Origin of the sequence: Pseudomonas sp. W4I3 (genome assembly GCF_030816195.1) — a bacterium.
Lineage (GTDB): Bacteria > Pseudomonadota > Gammaproteobacteria > Pseudomonadales > Pseudomonadaceae > Aquipseudomonas.
Genome location: NZ_JAUSXS010000001.1, coordinates 2,710,609 through 2,725,187, shown reverse-complemented (window position 1 = coordinate 2,725,187; position 14,579 = coordinate 2,710,609). Strand labels below are relative to the sequence as shown.

Here is a 14,579-nt window from a genome sequence, read left to right as displayed (position 1 = left end):
GATTATGGGAGCAAGGCAAAGTGCCTTGATGGGTGTGAGTGTGGCGAAACGACATACGTTCAGTCGTGGCGCATATGCACCACCCTGCCTAGTGCATTCGCACTCCCACCCGCACAATTTCTCTGCACTATCCTGAACCCGGGATGTCGTAAAACCATGCGTCCATACCTTGGAGAACCTATGACACAGGATGTTCTTGCCAAAGAAACCAACCGTCGCCAACTGCAGCAGATCATCTCCGGGTTATCAGATGGTGTGATCCTGGCCGAGGTCGACCAGACCATTCTCTGGGCCAACGAAGCAGCGCTGACCATGCACGGCGTCCATGACGTCATGGGCCTGGGAGCCAATGGTCAGGAATACGCCGAGCGCTTCACCTTGCGTTATCGCAACAACCACCCGCTGCAGTTGGACAGCTACCCCCTGGCCCGCGCTGCGGCGGGTGATGAGTTCAGTGACGTGATCGTGGAAGTCATGCCCACGGCCGATGAAGACAAGACCTGGGTGCATCGCCTGCGCAGCCTGGTGATCACCGACTCACAGGGCGAACCGGAACTGCTGGTGCTGATCCTCAGCGACGCCACCGAATGGGCCAGCGCCGAGCAGCGCTTCGAGAAAACCTTCAACGCCAACCCCGCGCCCGCGGTAATCTGCCGCCTCAGCGACCTGCGCTACATCAAGGTCAACCAGGGCTTTCTGGAGATGACCGGCTACAACCGCGACCAGGTCATCGGTAAATCCGTGTATGAACTCGATGTGCTCGAACACGCCGATCGCAAGGACCTGGCCATCGAGCGGCTGGGGCAAGGCTCGACCATTCCGCAGATGCAGGCAGAACTGAGGTTGCCCGAAGGCGGCAGCAAGCTGGTGGTTGTCGCCGGTCAGCCCCTGGACATGAATGAAGAAGACTGCATGTTGTTTTCGTTCATGGACCTTGAGCCGCGACGCAAAGCGGAAATCGCCCTGCGCCAGAGCGAAGAGCGCTTCGCCAAGTCCTTCCGCCTGACGCCGGTGCCGACCCTGGTGTGCAACGCCGGCAATCGCCAGGTCGTAGATATCAACGAAGCCTTCATGAGCATCACCGGCTATATCAGTGAGGAACTGATAGGCAAATCCATTGAAGACATCGACTTCATCGACAGCCCCCAGGCCGGCGCTCAACTGTTCGCCACCCTGGAAAAAGCCGGAAATCTGGAAGGCCATGACCTCAAGGTGCGCAAGAAAGGCAATGAAGTGATCGACTGCGTGGTGTCCGCCGACACCGTGATCATCCAGGACATCCCGTGCTATCTGCTGGTGTTCATGAACATCACCGAGCGCAAACGCTCGGAACTGGAACTGGTGGCGGCCATCGAGGAAGTCATGCAGGACGCCTCCTGGTTCAGCCAGACCCTGATCGAAAAACTGGCCAATGCCAAGAGCGTCAACAGCCCGAACCTGCCGAACGTGTCCTTCACCGACCTCACAGCCCGTGAGCGCGACGTGCTGGGGTTGATCTGCGAAGGCCTGGCCGACAAGGAGATCGCCTCGCGCCTGAAGCTGGCACCCAATACCGTGCGCAACCATGTGGCCACCGTGTACTCCAAGCTAGGGGTGCATAGCCGTAGTGCAGCCATCGTCTGGGCCCGTGAACGCGGGCTGTTCGCTGGCGAGTTGCGCGTGAAAAACAAGCGTTGAGAGTGCAAATGCACTAATGCGACTAGTGCGAATTCGCCTTATGGGGCAGCAGCGCAATCAATAACCTTCTAGGCATCGCCTCTGTGCCTTGAAGGAACCTGCATGCTTACCCTCTCCCAACTGCGAAATTGCATCGAAGAAGGCCTATCGCCGCTGACCTGCGAATTCACCCTGTGCCGGGATGCGTCCCTGACCCTGAAAGTATTCGACGCCGAAACCGGTCGGGTGGATCTGGTGGTCACCGGGATCAGCACCAACCGGCTGCAAACCCCGCAGGAAGTGGCGAAAATGGTCGATGAGTTGCGCTATGAGTTGCAGAGCAACAATGTCGGCAAGCTCACGCTGGATGACTTGCCTTCAGCCTCGCCCCGATGAAATAGAACACCCCGCCACCGACAATAAACAACCCGAGCATATAAAACATGTAATGCGCCGGCAGGCTGGCCAGCACCAGCCCGCATAACACCGGCCCCAATGCGGCGCCGAGATTGGACAGGTTCTGCGCGCCGTAATACATCCCTCGCAGCGCATCAGGCGCGATTCGGTCGATAAACATGTACTCGGCCGGAAACACGATGATCTCCCCCACGGTAAACACCGCCATCGCCACCACCCACCACACCACGCTGGTGGATAACGCAAAGCCAATCAGCCCCAGCATGAACATGCCCAAGCCGGCGATGAGCCACTGGCTCAGGTAGCGGTGTGAGATGCGCCGGCCAATCAGGTACTGCAAGGCAATCACCAGCACGGCGTTGGTGGTGAGCACAGCGCTGATGACGGTGTAGGTGTATTCGGCGGTAGTAGTAGTCACCAGGTACTGCGACAGGTAGGCCGTGAATTGACCGAACACCACCGCACTGAGCAGGCCGCCGAGGGTGAAGCACACCAAGCGATGATCCTTGACCAGCACCCGGCCCACGGCGAGGAATGGCAACGGTTTTTGCGTAGCTTGGACAGTGGTCAGCGCGCGGTCGCCCAAGCGCCAATACAGCAGCAAAAATCCCATGCCCAACAACGCCGACAGAATAAACGGCAGACTGATGTCCGCCTTCGCCACCATCGCACCGAAAAACGGCCCCACGGCGTAGCCGATATTGGTCAGCGTGTACTTGATGGAGAACACTTCGCTGCGCCCATCTTCGGGCAACAGACTGGCGAAACCGGCCTTGATCGCGATATCGATAACCGCATAGGCCAGGTTGATCAGGATCAGGCAGCTATAGAACGCCCAGATGTTCTGCGCCAGCACCGTACCGATAAAGCCCAGCACAAATACCAGGCTCAAACCGAGCAGCAAGCGGTAGCTGTTGACGCGGTCGACGAGGAAACCGCCATAAACGCTGAGCAGCGAGCCGACAATCAGCGAACTGCCGATCACCAGGCCGACCTGGCTGATGTCGAGGGCGAAGTGGCTGGTGAGGTAGATGACCAAGTATGGAAACGTGATCGCCTTGGCCAACGTCAGCAGCAACGTAGCGGACAGCAAAAGGTTGACCGTGCGGGGGTAGTTTCTGAGTGCGGCAAGCATCCTGCTCTCTTTCCTTGAAGGTAACGCGACCGTTGCGGTCGGTTACCTTAACGTAAGAAAGGTATTACGAGCAGGTGGTACGGCGGGATTATTTCTTGACCGGCGTGATCTCAAGGATGGTGCCATTGGTGGTCTTGAGCAGTACGTACTTGTCACCGACCCGCGCCCACTGGCTTTCTTCTTCAGGCTGCTTGAGGCCGCGTTTTTTCCAGTCGCCGAGCGCCGATTCCTTGCGCATCAGGATATCCGGGGCGCGGTCGCCTTCTTTCAAGTCACGGCTATTGATGTTGGAAGGCTGCACGGTTTCCTGCGGCGTATCACCGGCCTGCACCATAAAACTGGCGGTAGACAGGCTTGCAGCAACGAGAACACAGGCAACGAGAGATTTGGATTTCATGGGTGCTCCTTCAATTTTGGATGCGTACCCAGATTCGGACCGCAGCGGCGCAGGATCATTCACATCAACCCCATGCCACAAGGGGGGTTCAAACTATCGCTGCCGGCGCGGCGAAACTTCGCCTCCCATTGCTCTCATGAAATTAATCCTGTAATTTTTCATGAAATTATTCGAATTAAATTTCATGACACCCCAAGATGAACTCGCCACCCTCGCCGCCCTGATCCACGACTTGCGCAAGCACAAGAAACTGACCCTGGCGCAATTGGCGCAGAAGATCGAGCGTTCAGTGGGCTTCCTGTCTCAGGTAGAACGTGGCCTGTCGCGCCCGACCGTGGCCGACTTGACCGCCATCAGCCACGCCCTCGACGTGCCGACCACCTACTTCTACAGCCTGCCCAAACCCAAGGCGGTGGACTGGGTCACGCGGCCCAACGAGCGGCGCACGGTGTACTACGCCAATGGCATCACCGACATCCTCGTCTCGCCCAGCATGAACGGTGCGTTTTCGATGCTCGACAGCCTGTTGGCACCCGGCGCCAACAGTGGCGAGCACACCATGAGCGACCGTGCCGAACAGGCCGGTTTTGTGCTGGAGGGCGAGCTGACGCTGTGGGTTGAAGGTGAGGCCGATGCAGTCACCCTGAGCTCTGGCGACAGCTTCCATCTCGCCAGTTTCGCCCGCTGTCGCTACGCCAACCTGACCGACCTGCCCACCCGCGTGCTGTGGGTTTACAACTAGGAGCTGCACCCGTGAAAAGCCAATCTGCAACGTTGCTGGCCGAAGTACGGACCTTCCGCCAGCACCACCCCGACGTGCGCTACGTCGACCTGATCGCCCTGGACATTGCGGGGCATTTCTACGGCAAGCGCTACCCGGTGGAGATGCTGGAGAAAGTCGCCGCCGGCAGCCCGTTGAAGCTGCCGCAGAACGCCGTATTGCTGGGCGCCCAGGGCGGCTTGTTCAAGATTGGCGACTACTGCTTCAACGACGGTGACCCGGATGCCAATCGGCGACTGGTGCCGGGTACGCTCAAACCGGTGAGCTGGGAATCGCAGCCGCTGGGGCAGATGCTGATCACCTCCGACGGCACCGATGCGCCCATCGAATTCGAACCCCGTGAAGTCTTGGCCAAGGTGCTGGAGCGCCTGCATCACAAAGGCATTCACCCCGTGGTGGCGTTCGAGCTGGAGTTCTACCTGTTCGACAAAAAGCTCGACAACGGCCTGCCGCAATTCGCCCGCGACCCGCTGAGCGACGATGCCGACGATCAGCCCACCCTGCATATCGAGCGGCTGTCGCGCTTCAGCGAAGTACTGGACGACATGGCTCAAAGCGCCAAGGCCCAAGGCGTTGATATCACGGTGATCACCGCCGAAATCGGCCCAGGCCAATTCGAAATCAATTTCGGGCACTCGGACGACGCTCTGCGCGCCGCCGACTGGGCCGCCCTGTTCTGCCGCAGCACGCGGGGCGTGGCACTCAAACACGGTTACCGCGCCAGCTTCATGGCCAAGCCATACCTGCAATTTCCCGGCAGCGGCATGCACGTGCACGTCAGCCTGTATGACGGTGCCGGCAACAACATCCTGGCGGCGCACCAGCAGCAACCGCTGCGCCACGCCGTGGCCGGTTGCCTAGCGCTGCTCCCCCACTGCATGCCGATCTTTTCGCCCAACCACAACGCTTTCCGCCGCCTGGGCGGTACGGTCAATGCTGCCACCCGCGCCAGCTGGGGCTTTGAAGACCGCGATGCGTGCGTGCGCATCCCCGAGTCCGACCCACGCAACCTGCGTATCGAGCATCGCCTGGCCAGCGCCGACGCCAATCCATACCTGGTGCTGGCGGCAATTCTCGCCGGTTTGGAGCATGGCCTTGAAGCCCGTCAGGAACCTATCGCGCCGTTGAACGAGGATCGCAACAGCGGCACCGATTTCCCCGTGGACATGCTCGACGCCGTGCGCGCCATGCAACATCAGCAGGTTGTGCGCGACACGCTGGGCGCAGAATTTGTCGACGTGTACTGCGAGAACAAACGCCAGGATCATCTGGCCTTTCAGCAAGAGATTCATGCGCGAGAATATCGCTGGTTTCTCTAGAACAAACACCGCGCCCCAAGTCAGAAATATCTGACTGAAATCCAGGAAAAGGCTCTAGCACGGGCCTTTCAGGCGGATAAATTGTCGAACAATCCTGGATTTCGCCGTTGAGAGCAATTATCATCCGGCACCTTCTCACTGCCCGTCGGGTAGTTGTTCCACTGTGTCATCCGAGGCGCCCATGTACCGTTTTTCGTTTCATCGCCCACTGATTGCCATCAGTCTGGGGCTGGTTTCCCATTCCGTCTGCGCTGCCCTGCAACCCATCGCTGAGGCCCCGCTGGCCAGCGACACTGAATTGCATTGTCACTTCAACCTCGACGCCAGCACCGACTGCACCACCACTTACCAGTACACGATCCTCAAACCCAACGGCCGCGAAATGCTTTCGCGCATCGACTTCGATTATTCCGAAGGTGACAGGTTTGAAGTGATCAGCGCGCAAACCACCCAACCCGGAGCCAAACCAATCGCCCTGGCCGCCACGCAGATCGACACACGCACAGCGCCCAACCCGGACAAGGGTTTCGGCCGCGACCAGCAAACCTCCCTGGCCTTCCCGAACCTGCGTGTAGGCACGCAAATCCGTTACACCGTGCGCGAGCATTTCGCCGCCAAGCCACTGGTGACCCAGTTCCACTATGTGCTCAAGTTAGACCCCAGCCCGGCCCGTCATGACCGCTTCAAGGCGCGCTTCACTGCCGAGCGGCCAATCCAGTGGCGCAGTGAACTGTTCGATAACTTCGAGGTGAAGCCGTCGGCCGATAGCAAGACGCTGGACGTGGTGCAAAAAAAACCGGTCTATCTCAACTACGTGAATGAACCGTCCGGCTCGGCAGTGCTGCGCATCCCACGCCTGGAACTGGGCAGCGCGCTTGAGCGCCAGGCCTATTTCGGCGATTTCGCCCAGCGCTACAACCAGATTCTCGGCGCCAACCTGCCGCCACACGCCGCTGCGGCCGTCGCCACGGCGAGCACGTTGGCCCCGGCAGAACAAGTCGCCGCGCTGATGCAGTACATCAACGATCACTACCGTTACCTGGGCGACTGGCGCGCCACCGTGCGCGGCTATGTGCCGTTCGAGCTGGAGGAAATCGAGCAGCATGGCTATGGCGACTGCAAGGATCTGGCTACCCTGCTGACGGCCATGCTCAAGGCCGCGGGCATCAAGGCCGAGACGGCGTGGGTCAGTCGCGGCGATGTGGTGGACGACCTGCTGATTCCGGGCCCCCTGGCACCGAATCACGTCATCGTGCGTGCCGAAGTGAACGGCCAGGTGTGGTGGCTCGATCCGACCAACCCGGTCTTCGCGCCCGGTCAAACCATGCCCGACATTCAGGACCGCTGGGTGCTGGTCAACGATGCCAAGGGCCAGGTGCGCGAGGAACACATTCCACTGGAACGCCCCCACGTCGCACTGCGCCTGGACAAACACGTGCAGTTGGGTGAGCAAGGTGATGGCGCGGTCGAGGCCACCATCACCTTCAATCGCCTGCAGCTGATGCAACTCAGCGTCGCCGACCGTCAGCAAGGCAGCACCGCAACCGACCAAAACATCTGCGCCAACTTCGGCAGCGACATCACCGACTGCCGGATCACGCGCCAACCTACTGCATTTGTGGTGCACGACGGCTACAGCGTCAACGCGCGGATGAACGATCAACGCGCCCTGGAAAAACTGGGCAATGACTACGTGTACACCGACCCGTTCTTGAACGATCGCTGGGAAGTCTTCATCAATTACCGGCGCCTGGGACAACAGGCCGACCTGTATCTGGACAACCCCGAAATCTATGAATACCGCTACACCCTCACTGGCGGGCAGATGGAAAAAGCCATCCCCGGTTGCCAGCTGCGCTCGCCTTGGTACGACCTGGACCTGGACGGTAAAAAACGGGAGGATGGCACCTTGCGTTATCGCTTTCGCCTGACCCAGAAAAAGCGTTGGTTGACCCATGATGAAGTGGTCAGCGATGCATTCGGCCAGATGATTGACGAAGCCCGCGCCTGTGCCGAGCAGGTGCATCAGGTGGTGAAACTCTAAGCGCTGCCTGACACAACGGGCTTCAGATGTGGGAGGGGCAAGCCCTGATACCGGTCAGGCTTTTTGTAGGAGCGAGCTTGCTCGCGAAGAACTCAGGGCCCCTGCGCTTATTCAGAATGAACGCGTTGCCTGGACGTTTTTCGCGAGCACGCTCCTACAAGTGGCCAATTTCGCTCAACTGAATGGCAAGCCCTTCCCACCTTTTCGATTCGGTTTGGTCAGTCAGCTTCACCGAGCAATAGTTTCTGCTCCCGCGCGCACATCTCCACCAGGTAATCCCACAACACCCGCAACCGCACCGACTTGTGCAACTCCCGACGCGAACTGATCCAGTAGCTACGCTGGATGCTCTCCGCCGGCAACAACGGCACCAAGTCCGCATCGCCCGCCGCCATGAAACACGGCAATACCGCGATGCCCAAACCCGACCGCGCAGCCTGGTGCTGGGCAATCACGCTGGTGCTGTGGAACACCACTTTGGGGTTGCGGCAGAAACTGCTGAGGAACTTCAATTCCTGGCTGAACAGCAAGTCGTCGACGTAATCGATCCATGAATGGGCCGCGAGGTCTTCGCGTTTTTCAATCGGTGGATGGCGCTCAAGGTAAGCGCGGCTGGCATACAGCGCCAGGCGGTAATCGGTGAGTTTGCGGGTGACCAGTTGATCGACGCTGGGGCGTTCCAGGTGAATGCTGATTTCCGCTTCGCGATTAAGGATGCTGACAAAGCGCGGCACCGCGACCAGTTCCACTTCCAACCCCGGATAGCGCTCAAACAGCCCACCCATGCGACCGGCAAGGAACATCACCCCCAGGCCCTCCGCCACACCGAGACGAATCTTGCCCAGGGGCGCCGCAGAATGGGTGAGTTCGTCTTCCGCCAGCAGCGCCACGTTTTCCATGGCTTCGGCATGCTTGAGCAGGGCTTCACCAGACGGCGTCAACTCATAGCCCTGGGCATGCTGCACAAACAGCGCAGTACCGAGGCTTTTTTCGATGGCTTCGATATGCCGGGCCACGGTGGCATGCGTGGTTTTCAGACGTTGCGCGGCGGTGAGCAAGCGGCCGCTGCGCTGCAACTCGAGAAAAAACCGCAGGTCATTCCAGTCGAACATACCGCCTCCATCGCCAACCCATGGGCCATGCTGTTTAAAAACGCACAGCAGCTGGGCAAAAACTAACATTTTTAAGACGAAAACTAACAACTAGGATGGAGCCAATAAGAAAAACAAGCGAGACCCACAGATGCCCATTGCAACTGCTGAATACGATTATGTAATCGTCGGCGCCGGCCCCGCTGGCTGCTTGCTGGCCAATCGTCTGTCCGCCAACCCGGCCCATCGCGTCCTGCTGCTGGAGGCCGGTGGTCGCGATAACTACCCCTGGATTCATATTCCCGTCGGCTACCTGTTCTGCATCGGCAACCCGCGCACCGACTGGTGCTTCAAGACCGAAGCCCAGGCAGGCCTGCAAGGCCGCGCCCTGAGTTACCCGCGCGGCAAGGTACTGGGGGGTTGCTCCTCCATCAACGGCATGATCTACATGCGCGGCCAGGCCCGCGACTATGACGGCTGGGCGGCGCAGGGTAACCCCGGATGGGCCTGGGATGACGTCTTACCGCTGTTCAAGCACAGCGAAAACCATTTCGCCGGCACGTCGCCGTTCCACAGCGACGGCGGCGAATGGCGCGTCGAGCAGCAGCGTCTGTCGTGGCCGATCCTGGACGCGTTTCGCGAGGCAGCCAAACAAAGCGGCATCGCTAACACCAGCGACTTCAACCAGGGCGATAACGAAGGCTGCGGTTATTTCCAGGTCAACCAGAAGGCCGGGGTGCGCTGGAATGCGGCCAAGGCGTTTCTCAAACCGGTGCGCCAGCGGCCCAACCTGACCGTACTGACTGAGGTAGAGGTCGACCGCGTGGTGCTGGAAAACGGCCGCGCGTCTCAGGTCGTCGGACGTCAGCACGGCCAGCAACTGAGCTGGAAAGCGCGCAAGGAAATCGTGTTGTGCGCCGGTGCCGTTGGCTCGCCGGGCATTCTGCAACGCTCGGGTATCGGCCCCGCCCATGTGCTCAAGCCCCTGGGCATCGATGTGGTCCATGAACTGCCGGGCGTCGGTGGCAACCTGCAAGACCACCTGCAACTGCGCCTGATCTACAAGTTGGAAAACGCCCGCACCCTGAACCAGATCGCCGGCACCGTCTGGGGCAAGATGGGCATGGGCCTGCGCTACCTGTACGACCGCAGCGGGCCGTTGTCGATGGCGCCCAGCCAGCTTGGCGCGTTTGCCCGCTCCGGGCCGGAGCAGACCTCGGCCAACCTTGAATACCATGTGCAGCCACTGTCCCTGGAGCGTTTTGGCGAACCGCTGCATGCGTTCCCGGCCTTTACCGCGTCGGTCTGCGACCTGCGACCGCAGAGCCGCGGGCGCATCGATATCCGCTCGGCCAACCCGGCGGATGCGCCGCTGATCCAGCCCAACTACCTCAGCCACCCGCAGGACCTGCGCGTGGCCGCCGACGCCATCCGCCTGACGCGACGGATCGTGGCCGCCCCCGCCCTGAGCCAGTTCAAGCCGGTTGAATATTTGCCCGGTGACGCCCTGCAAACCGAAGAACAGCTTCACGAGGCTGCGGCGCGCATCGGCACGACCATCTTCCATCCGGTGGGCACCTGCCGCATGGGCGCAGACAAGGACGCGGTGGTCGACGCACAGCTGCGCGTGCACGGCGTACCGGGCCTGCGCATTGCCGATGCCTCGATCATGCCAAGCATCACCTCGGGCAACACTTGCTCGCCGACGCTGATGATCGCCGAGAAAGCCGCGCAACTGATCCTTTCACCGAACACAAGGAGCCTCGCCCCGGAGAGAGAAATGGTTCACGCAATCTGAATAGCGGCGCCGCACCTGGCGCCGACAGTGGAACAACAATAAATAATCACTGTGAGGGCTACCCGATGTCAGAACATGCTCAACCCCTGGGCTCGGCGATGGATGCGAGCACCAGCAACGACTCGAAGAAAGTCATTTTCGCCTCGTCCCTCGGGACGGTGTTCGAGTGGTATGACTTTTTCCTCTACGGCGCCCTCGCGGCGGTGATCAGCAAGCAGTTCTTCGCCGGGGTCAACGACACCACGGCCTTCATCTTCGCGCTGATGGCGTTCGCCGCAGGCTTTGTGGTGCGGCCCTTCGGCGCGTTGGTATTCGGCCGCCTGGGCGACATGATCGGGCGTAAGTACACTTTCCTCGTCACCATCATTCTGATGGGCGTGGCCACCTTTTGCGTGGGTCTGTTGCCGACCTATGCCAGCATCGGCATCGCTGCGCCGATCATCCTGATCCTGCTGCGCATGCTGCAGGGCCTGGCCCTCGGCGGCGAATACGGCGGCGCCGCCACCTATGTTGCCGAGCATGCCCCCGCTGACAAACGTGGCTTGCACACCAGCTGGATTCAATCCACCGCCACCCTCGGCCTGTTGCTGTCGTTGCTGGTGGTGCTGGCCTGCCGTTACTTCACCGGCGACCAGTTCGAGGTGTGGGGCTGGCGCATTCCGTTCCTGTTTTCCATCGTGTTGCTGGGTATCTCCACCTGGATTCGCATGAGCCTGCACGAATCGCCGGCATTCCTGAAAATGAAAGAGGAAGGCAAGGCCAGCAAGGCACCGATCCGCGAGTCGTTCGGTAAATGGGAAAACCTCAAAGTTGTCCTGATCGCGCTGTTCAGCATCAACGGCGGGCAGGCGGTGACCTTTTATGCGGCGCAGTTTTATGTGCTGTTCTTCCTCACCCAGTTCCTGAAGATGGACCCGGCCCTGGCCAACATGCTGCTGATTATCAGCGTGGTGATCGGCGCGCCGTTCTTCATCCTGTTTGGTTGGCTGTCGGACAAGGTTGGGCGCAAGCCGGTGCTGATGCTGGGCCTGCTGCTGGCGACCTTCCTGTATTTCCCGATTTTCAAGAGCCTGGCGCACTACACCAACCCGGCGATGGACCAGGCCAGCCAGCAGGCACCGATTACCGTGCAGGCCGACCCGGCCACCTGCACCTTCCAGTTCGACCCGGTGGGCAAGGCGCGCTTTGACAGCCCGTGCGACAAGGTCAAGACCTTCCTGGTCAAACAGGGCCTGCCGTACAGCAGCGTTGCAGCCCCGGCCGGCGCGCCGGTGCAAGTCAGCGTCGGTGACGTGCGTATCGATGGCTTTGATGAAGCGGCACTGCGCGGCGCGGTGGCCCTGGCCGGTTATCCGAGTTCGGCGGACATGGCGCAGGTCAACAAGGTGATGGTGGTGGTGCTGATCGTCGCACTGATCCTGATCGCCGCCATGTGCTACGGCCCCTTGGCGGCGCTGATGGTGGAGCTGTTCCCGACCCGTATCCGCTACACCTCGATGTCGCTGCCCTACCACATCGGTAACGGCTGGTTTGGCGGGTTCCTGCCGACCGTGTCGTTTGCCTTGGTGGTGTACACCGGCGATATCTTCTACGGCTTGTGGTACCCGGTGGTGGTGACCGGCGTCAGCCTGGTGGTCGGCTTGTTCTGCCTCAAAGAAACCCGGCATGTAGACATCGACAACAACTGATTTCGTTTAAACACCGCAAATCCCCTGTGGGAGGGGGCTTGCTCCCGATAGCAGTCGCTCAGTCAACGCAACGCTGACTGGCCCACCGCTATCGGGAGCAAGCCCCCTCCCACATTTGCTTTGCAGTGCCCACACAAATTGCTGTACATCCATACAGATAATGGTTGCTCAAATCTCTCTGACTAAGCATCCTTCCAGGCATCAACCTGATCTGATGTGACGACCATGCAGCTGTACCTCTGTGAAAAACCCTCCCAGGCCAAGGACATCGCGGCCGTGCTCGGCGCCAATCGCCGGGGCGATGGATGCTGGCTGGGCAACGGAGTCACAGTCACCTGGTGCATCGGCCACCTGCTGGAAACCGCCCCGCCTGACGCGTATGACGCCAAATACAAACGCTGGGTGCTCGCCGACCTGCCGATCGTCCCGGAAAAATGGAAGATGCAGGTCAAACCCAAGACCGCCAGCCAGTTCAAGGCGGTCAAGCGCCTGCTGGGGGAAGCCAGGGAACTGGTGATCGCGACCGACGCCGACCGTGAGGGCGAGATGATCGCCCGCGAACTGGTAGAACATTGCCGTTATCGCGGGCCGATCCAGCGGTTATGGTTGTCGGCGCTGGACGATGCCTCCATCCGCAAGGCCCTGGCCGCGCTCAAGCCCGGTGCGCAGACCTTCAGCCTGTATCACTCGGCCCTGGGCCGCTCCCGCGCCGACTGGCTGATCGGCATGAACATGAGCCGCCTGTTCACCTTGCTCGGGCGCCAATCCGGCTATCAGGGCGTATTGCCGGTAGGCCGCGTGCAAACCCCCACCTTGCGGCTGGTGGTCGACCGTGACCGCAGCATCGCCGATTTCGTACCCGTGGCGTATTGGGCCATCGATGTAGACCTGCTCCACGAGCGCATGACCTTCACCGCCCAATGGCGCGCCGCCGCCGATGCCTGCGATGACCAGGGCCGCTGCCTGAATCCGCAACTGGCCCGGGACGCCGCCGATGCCATGGCCCACGCAGCCAGCGCGCGCCTGGTGAAGCTGCGCACCGAGCGCATGCGTGAGGTCGCCCCCCTGCCCTTCGACCTCGGCACCCTGCAGGAAATCTGCTCCAAGAAGCTCGGCCTCGGCGCCCAGGAAACCCTGGATATTGCCCAATCCCTCTACGAAACCCACAAGGTCATCACCTACCCGCGCAGCGATTGCGGCTATCTGCCGTTGAGCCAGCACAGCGAAGCGCCGAAGATTCTCGCCGCACTCGGCCGCGCGGATGCAGCCGTGGGCGAGCTGATGAACTACATCGACCCTGCTCGTCGCTCACGCGCCTGGAACGACGCCAAGGTCAGCGCCCACCACGGTATTATTCCCACCGGAGCCGGCAAGGACGTCGCCCAACTCACCGGCAAGCCTCGCGCGGTCTACACGCTGATACGCGCGCGCTACCTTGCGCAATTTTTGCCCAACCATGAATACGACCGGACCCAGGCGGATTTCGACTGTGCCCGCCAGGCGCTGCGCGCGGTGGGCAAAGTCGTCATCGAACCGGGCTGGAAACGCGCACTGCCCGAAGCCCTCGCACCCGCCAAAGGCAGGGAAGCGCCCGCACCTCAGGCCTTGCCGATGCTGGTGCAGGGCCAGGACTGCGCCGTGGCCAAGGTCAACCTCAAGGACCTGTGGACCCAACCGCCCAAGCCCTTTACCGAAGGCGACCTGATCAAAGCGATGAAAAACGTCGCCAAGCTGGTGGAGGATCCATTGCTCAAGCAGAAGCTCAAGGACACCACGGGCATAGGCACCGAAGCCACTCGCGCCGGGATTATCCAGGGCCTGCTGGACCGAGGCTACCTGGTGAAAAACGGCAAGGCGCTGTCGGCCACCCCGGCGGCGTTCAGCCTGATTGACGCAGTGCCTCGGGCCATCGCCGATCCCGGTACCACCGCTATCTGGGAGCAGGCGCTGGACATGGTACAAAGCGGCGAAATGAGCCTGGAAGAGTTCGTCGCCAAACAAGCCGCCTGGATGAGCAAGCAGGTGGCTCGCTGCAACGGCATGCGCATGACCATCACCGGCCCGGCCAGCCCCGCAGCGAAAAAAGGCGCAGCGGCCTGGAAAAACAAACGCAATAGCGCGCCACGCAAGACCACGGCCAGCCCCAAACGGGCGAAAAAACCGGCAAGTGCCGGGTAAAACAGCAAAAAAAACCGGTGAATGACGCTTTTCGACGGGTTTAACGCCGCTTTGGACCTTGCTGCAACGTAGGCC

11 protein-coding genes are annotated in these 14,579 nt (G+C 60.7%); 8 read left to right on the top strand and 3 right to left on the bottom strand.

Annotated features, from left to right (window positions below; genetic code table 11):
* Window positions 1-180: 180 nt before the first annotated feature.
* Window positions 181-1,677: a helix-turn-helix transcriptional regulator gene (locus QF045_RS12575; RefSeq protein ID WP_306492460.1), complete on the top strand. Its 1,497-nt coding sequence runs from the start codon at window positions 181-183 to the stop codon at window positions 1,675-1,677.
* 102 nt (window positions 1,678-1,779) lie between these two features.
* Window positions 1,780-2,052 carry a DUF1652 domain-containing protein gene (locus tag QF045_RS12570; RefSeq protein ID WP_306492459.1) on the top strand — a complete coding sequence of 91 codons (273 nt, stop codon included), beginning with the start codon at window positions 1,780-1,782 and terminating at the stop codon, window positions 2,050-2,052.
* Here the strand turns inward: QF045_RS12570 and QF045_RS12565 are convergent.
* The gene (locus tag QF045_RS12565) at window positions 2,015-3,208 is read right to left on the bottom strand and encodes an MFS transporter (RefSeq protein WP_306492458.1); all 1,194 of its coding nucleotides are present in this window, start codon (window positions 3,206-3,208) and stop codon (window positions 2,015-2,017) included. The two genes, QF045_RS12570 and QF045_RS12565, sit on opposite strands and share 38 nt — an antisense overlap.
* An 88-nt stretch (window positions 3,209-3,296) precedes the next feature.
* Window positions 3,297-3,605, bottom strand: coding sequence for an RcnB family protein (locus QF045_RS12560; protein WP_306492457.1), 309 nt, complete (start codon window positions 3,603-3,605; stop codon window positions 3,297-3,299).
* 184 nt (window positions 3,606-3,789) lie between these two features.
* Here QF045_RS12560 and QF045_RS12555 point away from each other — a divergent pair, with 184 nt between their 5' ends.
* The 3 genes from QF045_RS12555 (at window position 3,790) to QF045_RS12545 (ending at window position 7,749) form a co-directional block, all read left to right on the top strand.
* Window positions 3,790-4,347, top strand: coding sequence for a helix-turn-helix domain-containing protein (locus tag QF045_RS12555; protein ID WP_306492456.1), 558 nt, complete (start codon window positions 3,790-3,792; stop codon window positions 4,345-4,347).
* Between the two features lie 11 nt (window positions 4,348-4,358).
* On the top strand, window positions 4,359-5,705 hold the full coding sequence (locus QF045_RS12550; protein ID WP_306492455.1) for a glutamine synthetase family protein: 1,347 nt from the start codon (window positions 4,359-4,361) through the stop codon (window positions 5,703-5,705).
* 181 nt (window positions 5,706-5,886) lie between these two features.
* On the top strand, window positions 5,887-7,749 hold the full coding sequence (locus QF045_RS12545) for a DUF3857 domain-containing transglutaminase family protein (RefSeq protein ID WP_306492454.1): 1,863 nt from the start codon (window positions 5,887-5,889) through the stop codon (window positions 7,747-7,749).
* A gap of 218 nt (window positions 7,750-7,967) precedes the next feature.
* Here the strand turns inward: QF045_RS12545 and QF045_RS12540 are convergent, their stop codons facing one another.
* The gene (locus QF045_RS12540; protein ID WP_306492453.1) at window positions 7,968-8,861 is read right to left on the bottom strand and encodes a LysR family transcriptional regulator; all 894 of its coding nucleotides are present in this window, start codon (window positions 8,859-8,861) and stop codon (window positions 7,968-7,970) included.
* Between the two features lie 130 nt (window positions 8,862-8,991).
* On the opposite strand from QF045_RS12540, the gene QF045_RS12535 reads away from it, so the two are divergent.
* From QF045_RS12535 to QF045_RS12525, 3 genes are all read left to right on the top strand, one after another.
* Window positions 8,992-10,638: a GMC family oxidoreductase gene (locus QF045_RS12535; RefSeq protein WP_306492452.1), complete on the top strand. Its 1,647-nt coding sequence runs from the start codon at window positions 8,992-8,994 to the stop codon at window positions 10,636-10,638.
* A 65-nt stretch (window positions 10,639-10,703) separates the two neighbouring features.
* Entirely contained in the window at window positions 10,704-12,326 is a 1,623-nt protein-coding gene (locus QF045_RS12530) for an MFS transporter (RefSeq protein ID WP_306492451.1), read from the top strand.
* A 225-nt stretch (window positions 12,327-12,551) separates the two neighbouring features.
* A complete protein-coding gene (locus tag QF045_RS12525) occupies window positions 12,552-14,504 on the top strand; it encodes a DNA topoisomerase III (RefSeq protein ID WP_306492450.1) in 1,953 nt (650 codons plus the stop codon).
* Window positions 14,505-14,579: the final 75 nt, after the last annotated feature.

Coding starts and splice junctions, on each gene's coding strand:
- QF045_RS12565 (WP_306492458.1), bottom strand. CDS start 3,208: ATGCTTGCCGCACTCAGAAACTACCCCCGCACGGTCAACCTTTTGCTG.
- QF045_RS12545 (WP_306492454.1), top strand. CDS start 5,887: ATGTACCGTTTTTCGTTTCATCGCCCACTGATTGCCATCAGTCTGGGG.
- QF045_RS12575 (WP_306492460.1), top strand. CDS start 181: ATGACACAGGATGTTCTTGCCAAAGAAACCAACCGTCGCCAACTGCAG.
- QF045_RS12525 (WP_306492450.1), top strand. CDS start 12,552: ATGCAGCTGTACCTCTGTGAAAAACCCTCCCAGGCCAAGGACATCGCG.
- QF045_RS12540 (WP_306492453.1), bottom strand. CDS start 8,861: ATGTTCGACTGGAATGACCTGCGGTTTTTTCTCGAGTTGCAGCGCAGC.
- QF045_RS12535 (WP_306492452.1), top strand. CDS start 8,992: ATGCCCATTGCAACTGCTGAATACGATTATGTAATCGTCGGCGCCGGC.
- QF045_RS12555 (WP_306492456.1), top strand. CDS start 3,790: ATGACACCCCAAGATGAACTCGCCACCCTCGCCGCCCTGATCCACGAC.
- QF045_RS12530 (WP_306492451.1), top strand. CDS start 10,704: ATGTCAGAACATGCTCAACCCCTGGGCTCGGCGATGGATGCGAGCACC.
- QF045_RS12570 (WP_306492459.1), top strand. CDS start 1,780: ATGCTTACCCTCTCCCAACTGCGAAATTGCATCGAAGAAGGCCTATCG.
- QF045_RS12560 (WP_306492457.1), bottom strand. CDS start 3,605: ATGAAATCCAAATCTCTCGTTGCCTGTGTTCTCGTTGCTGCAAGCCTG.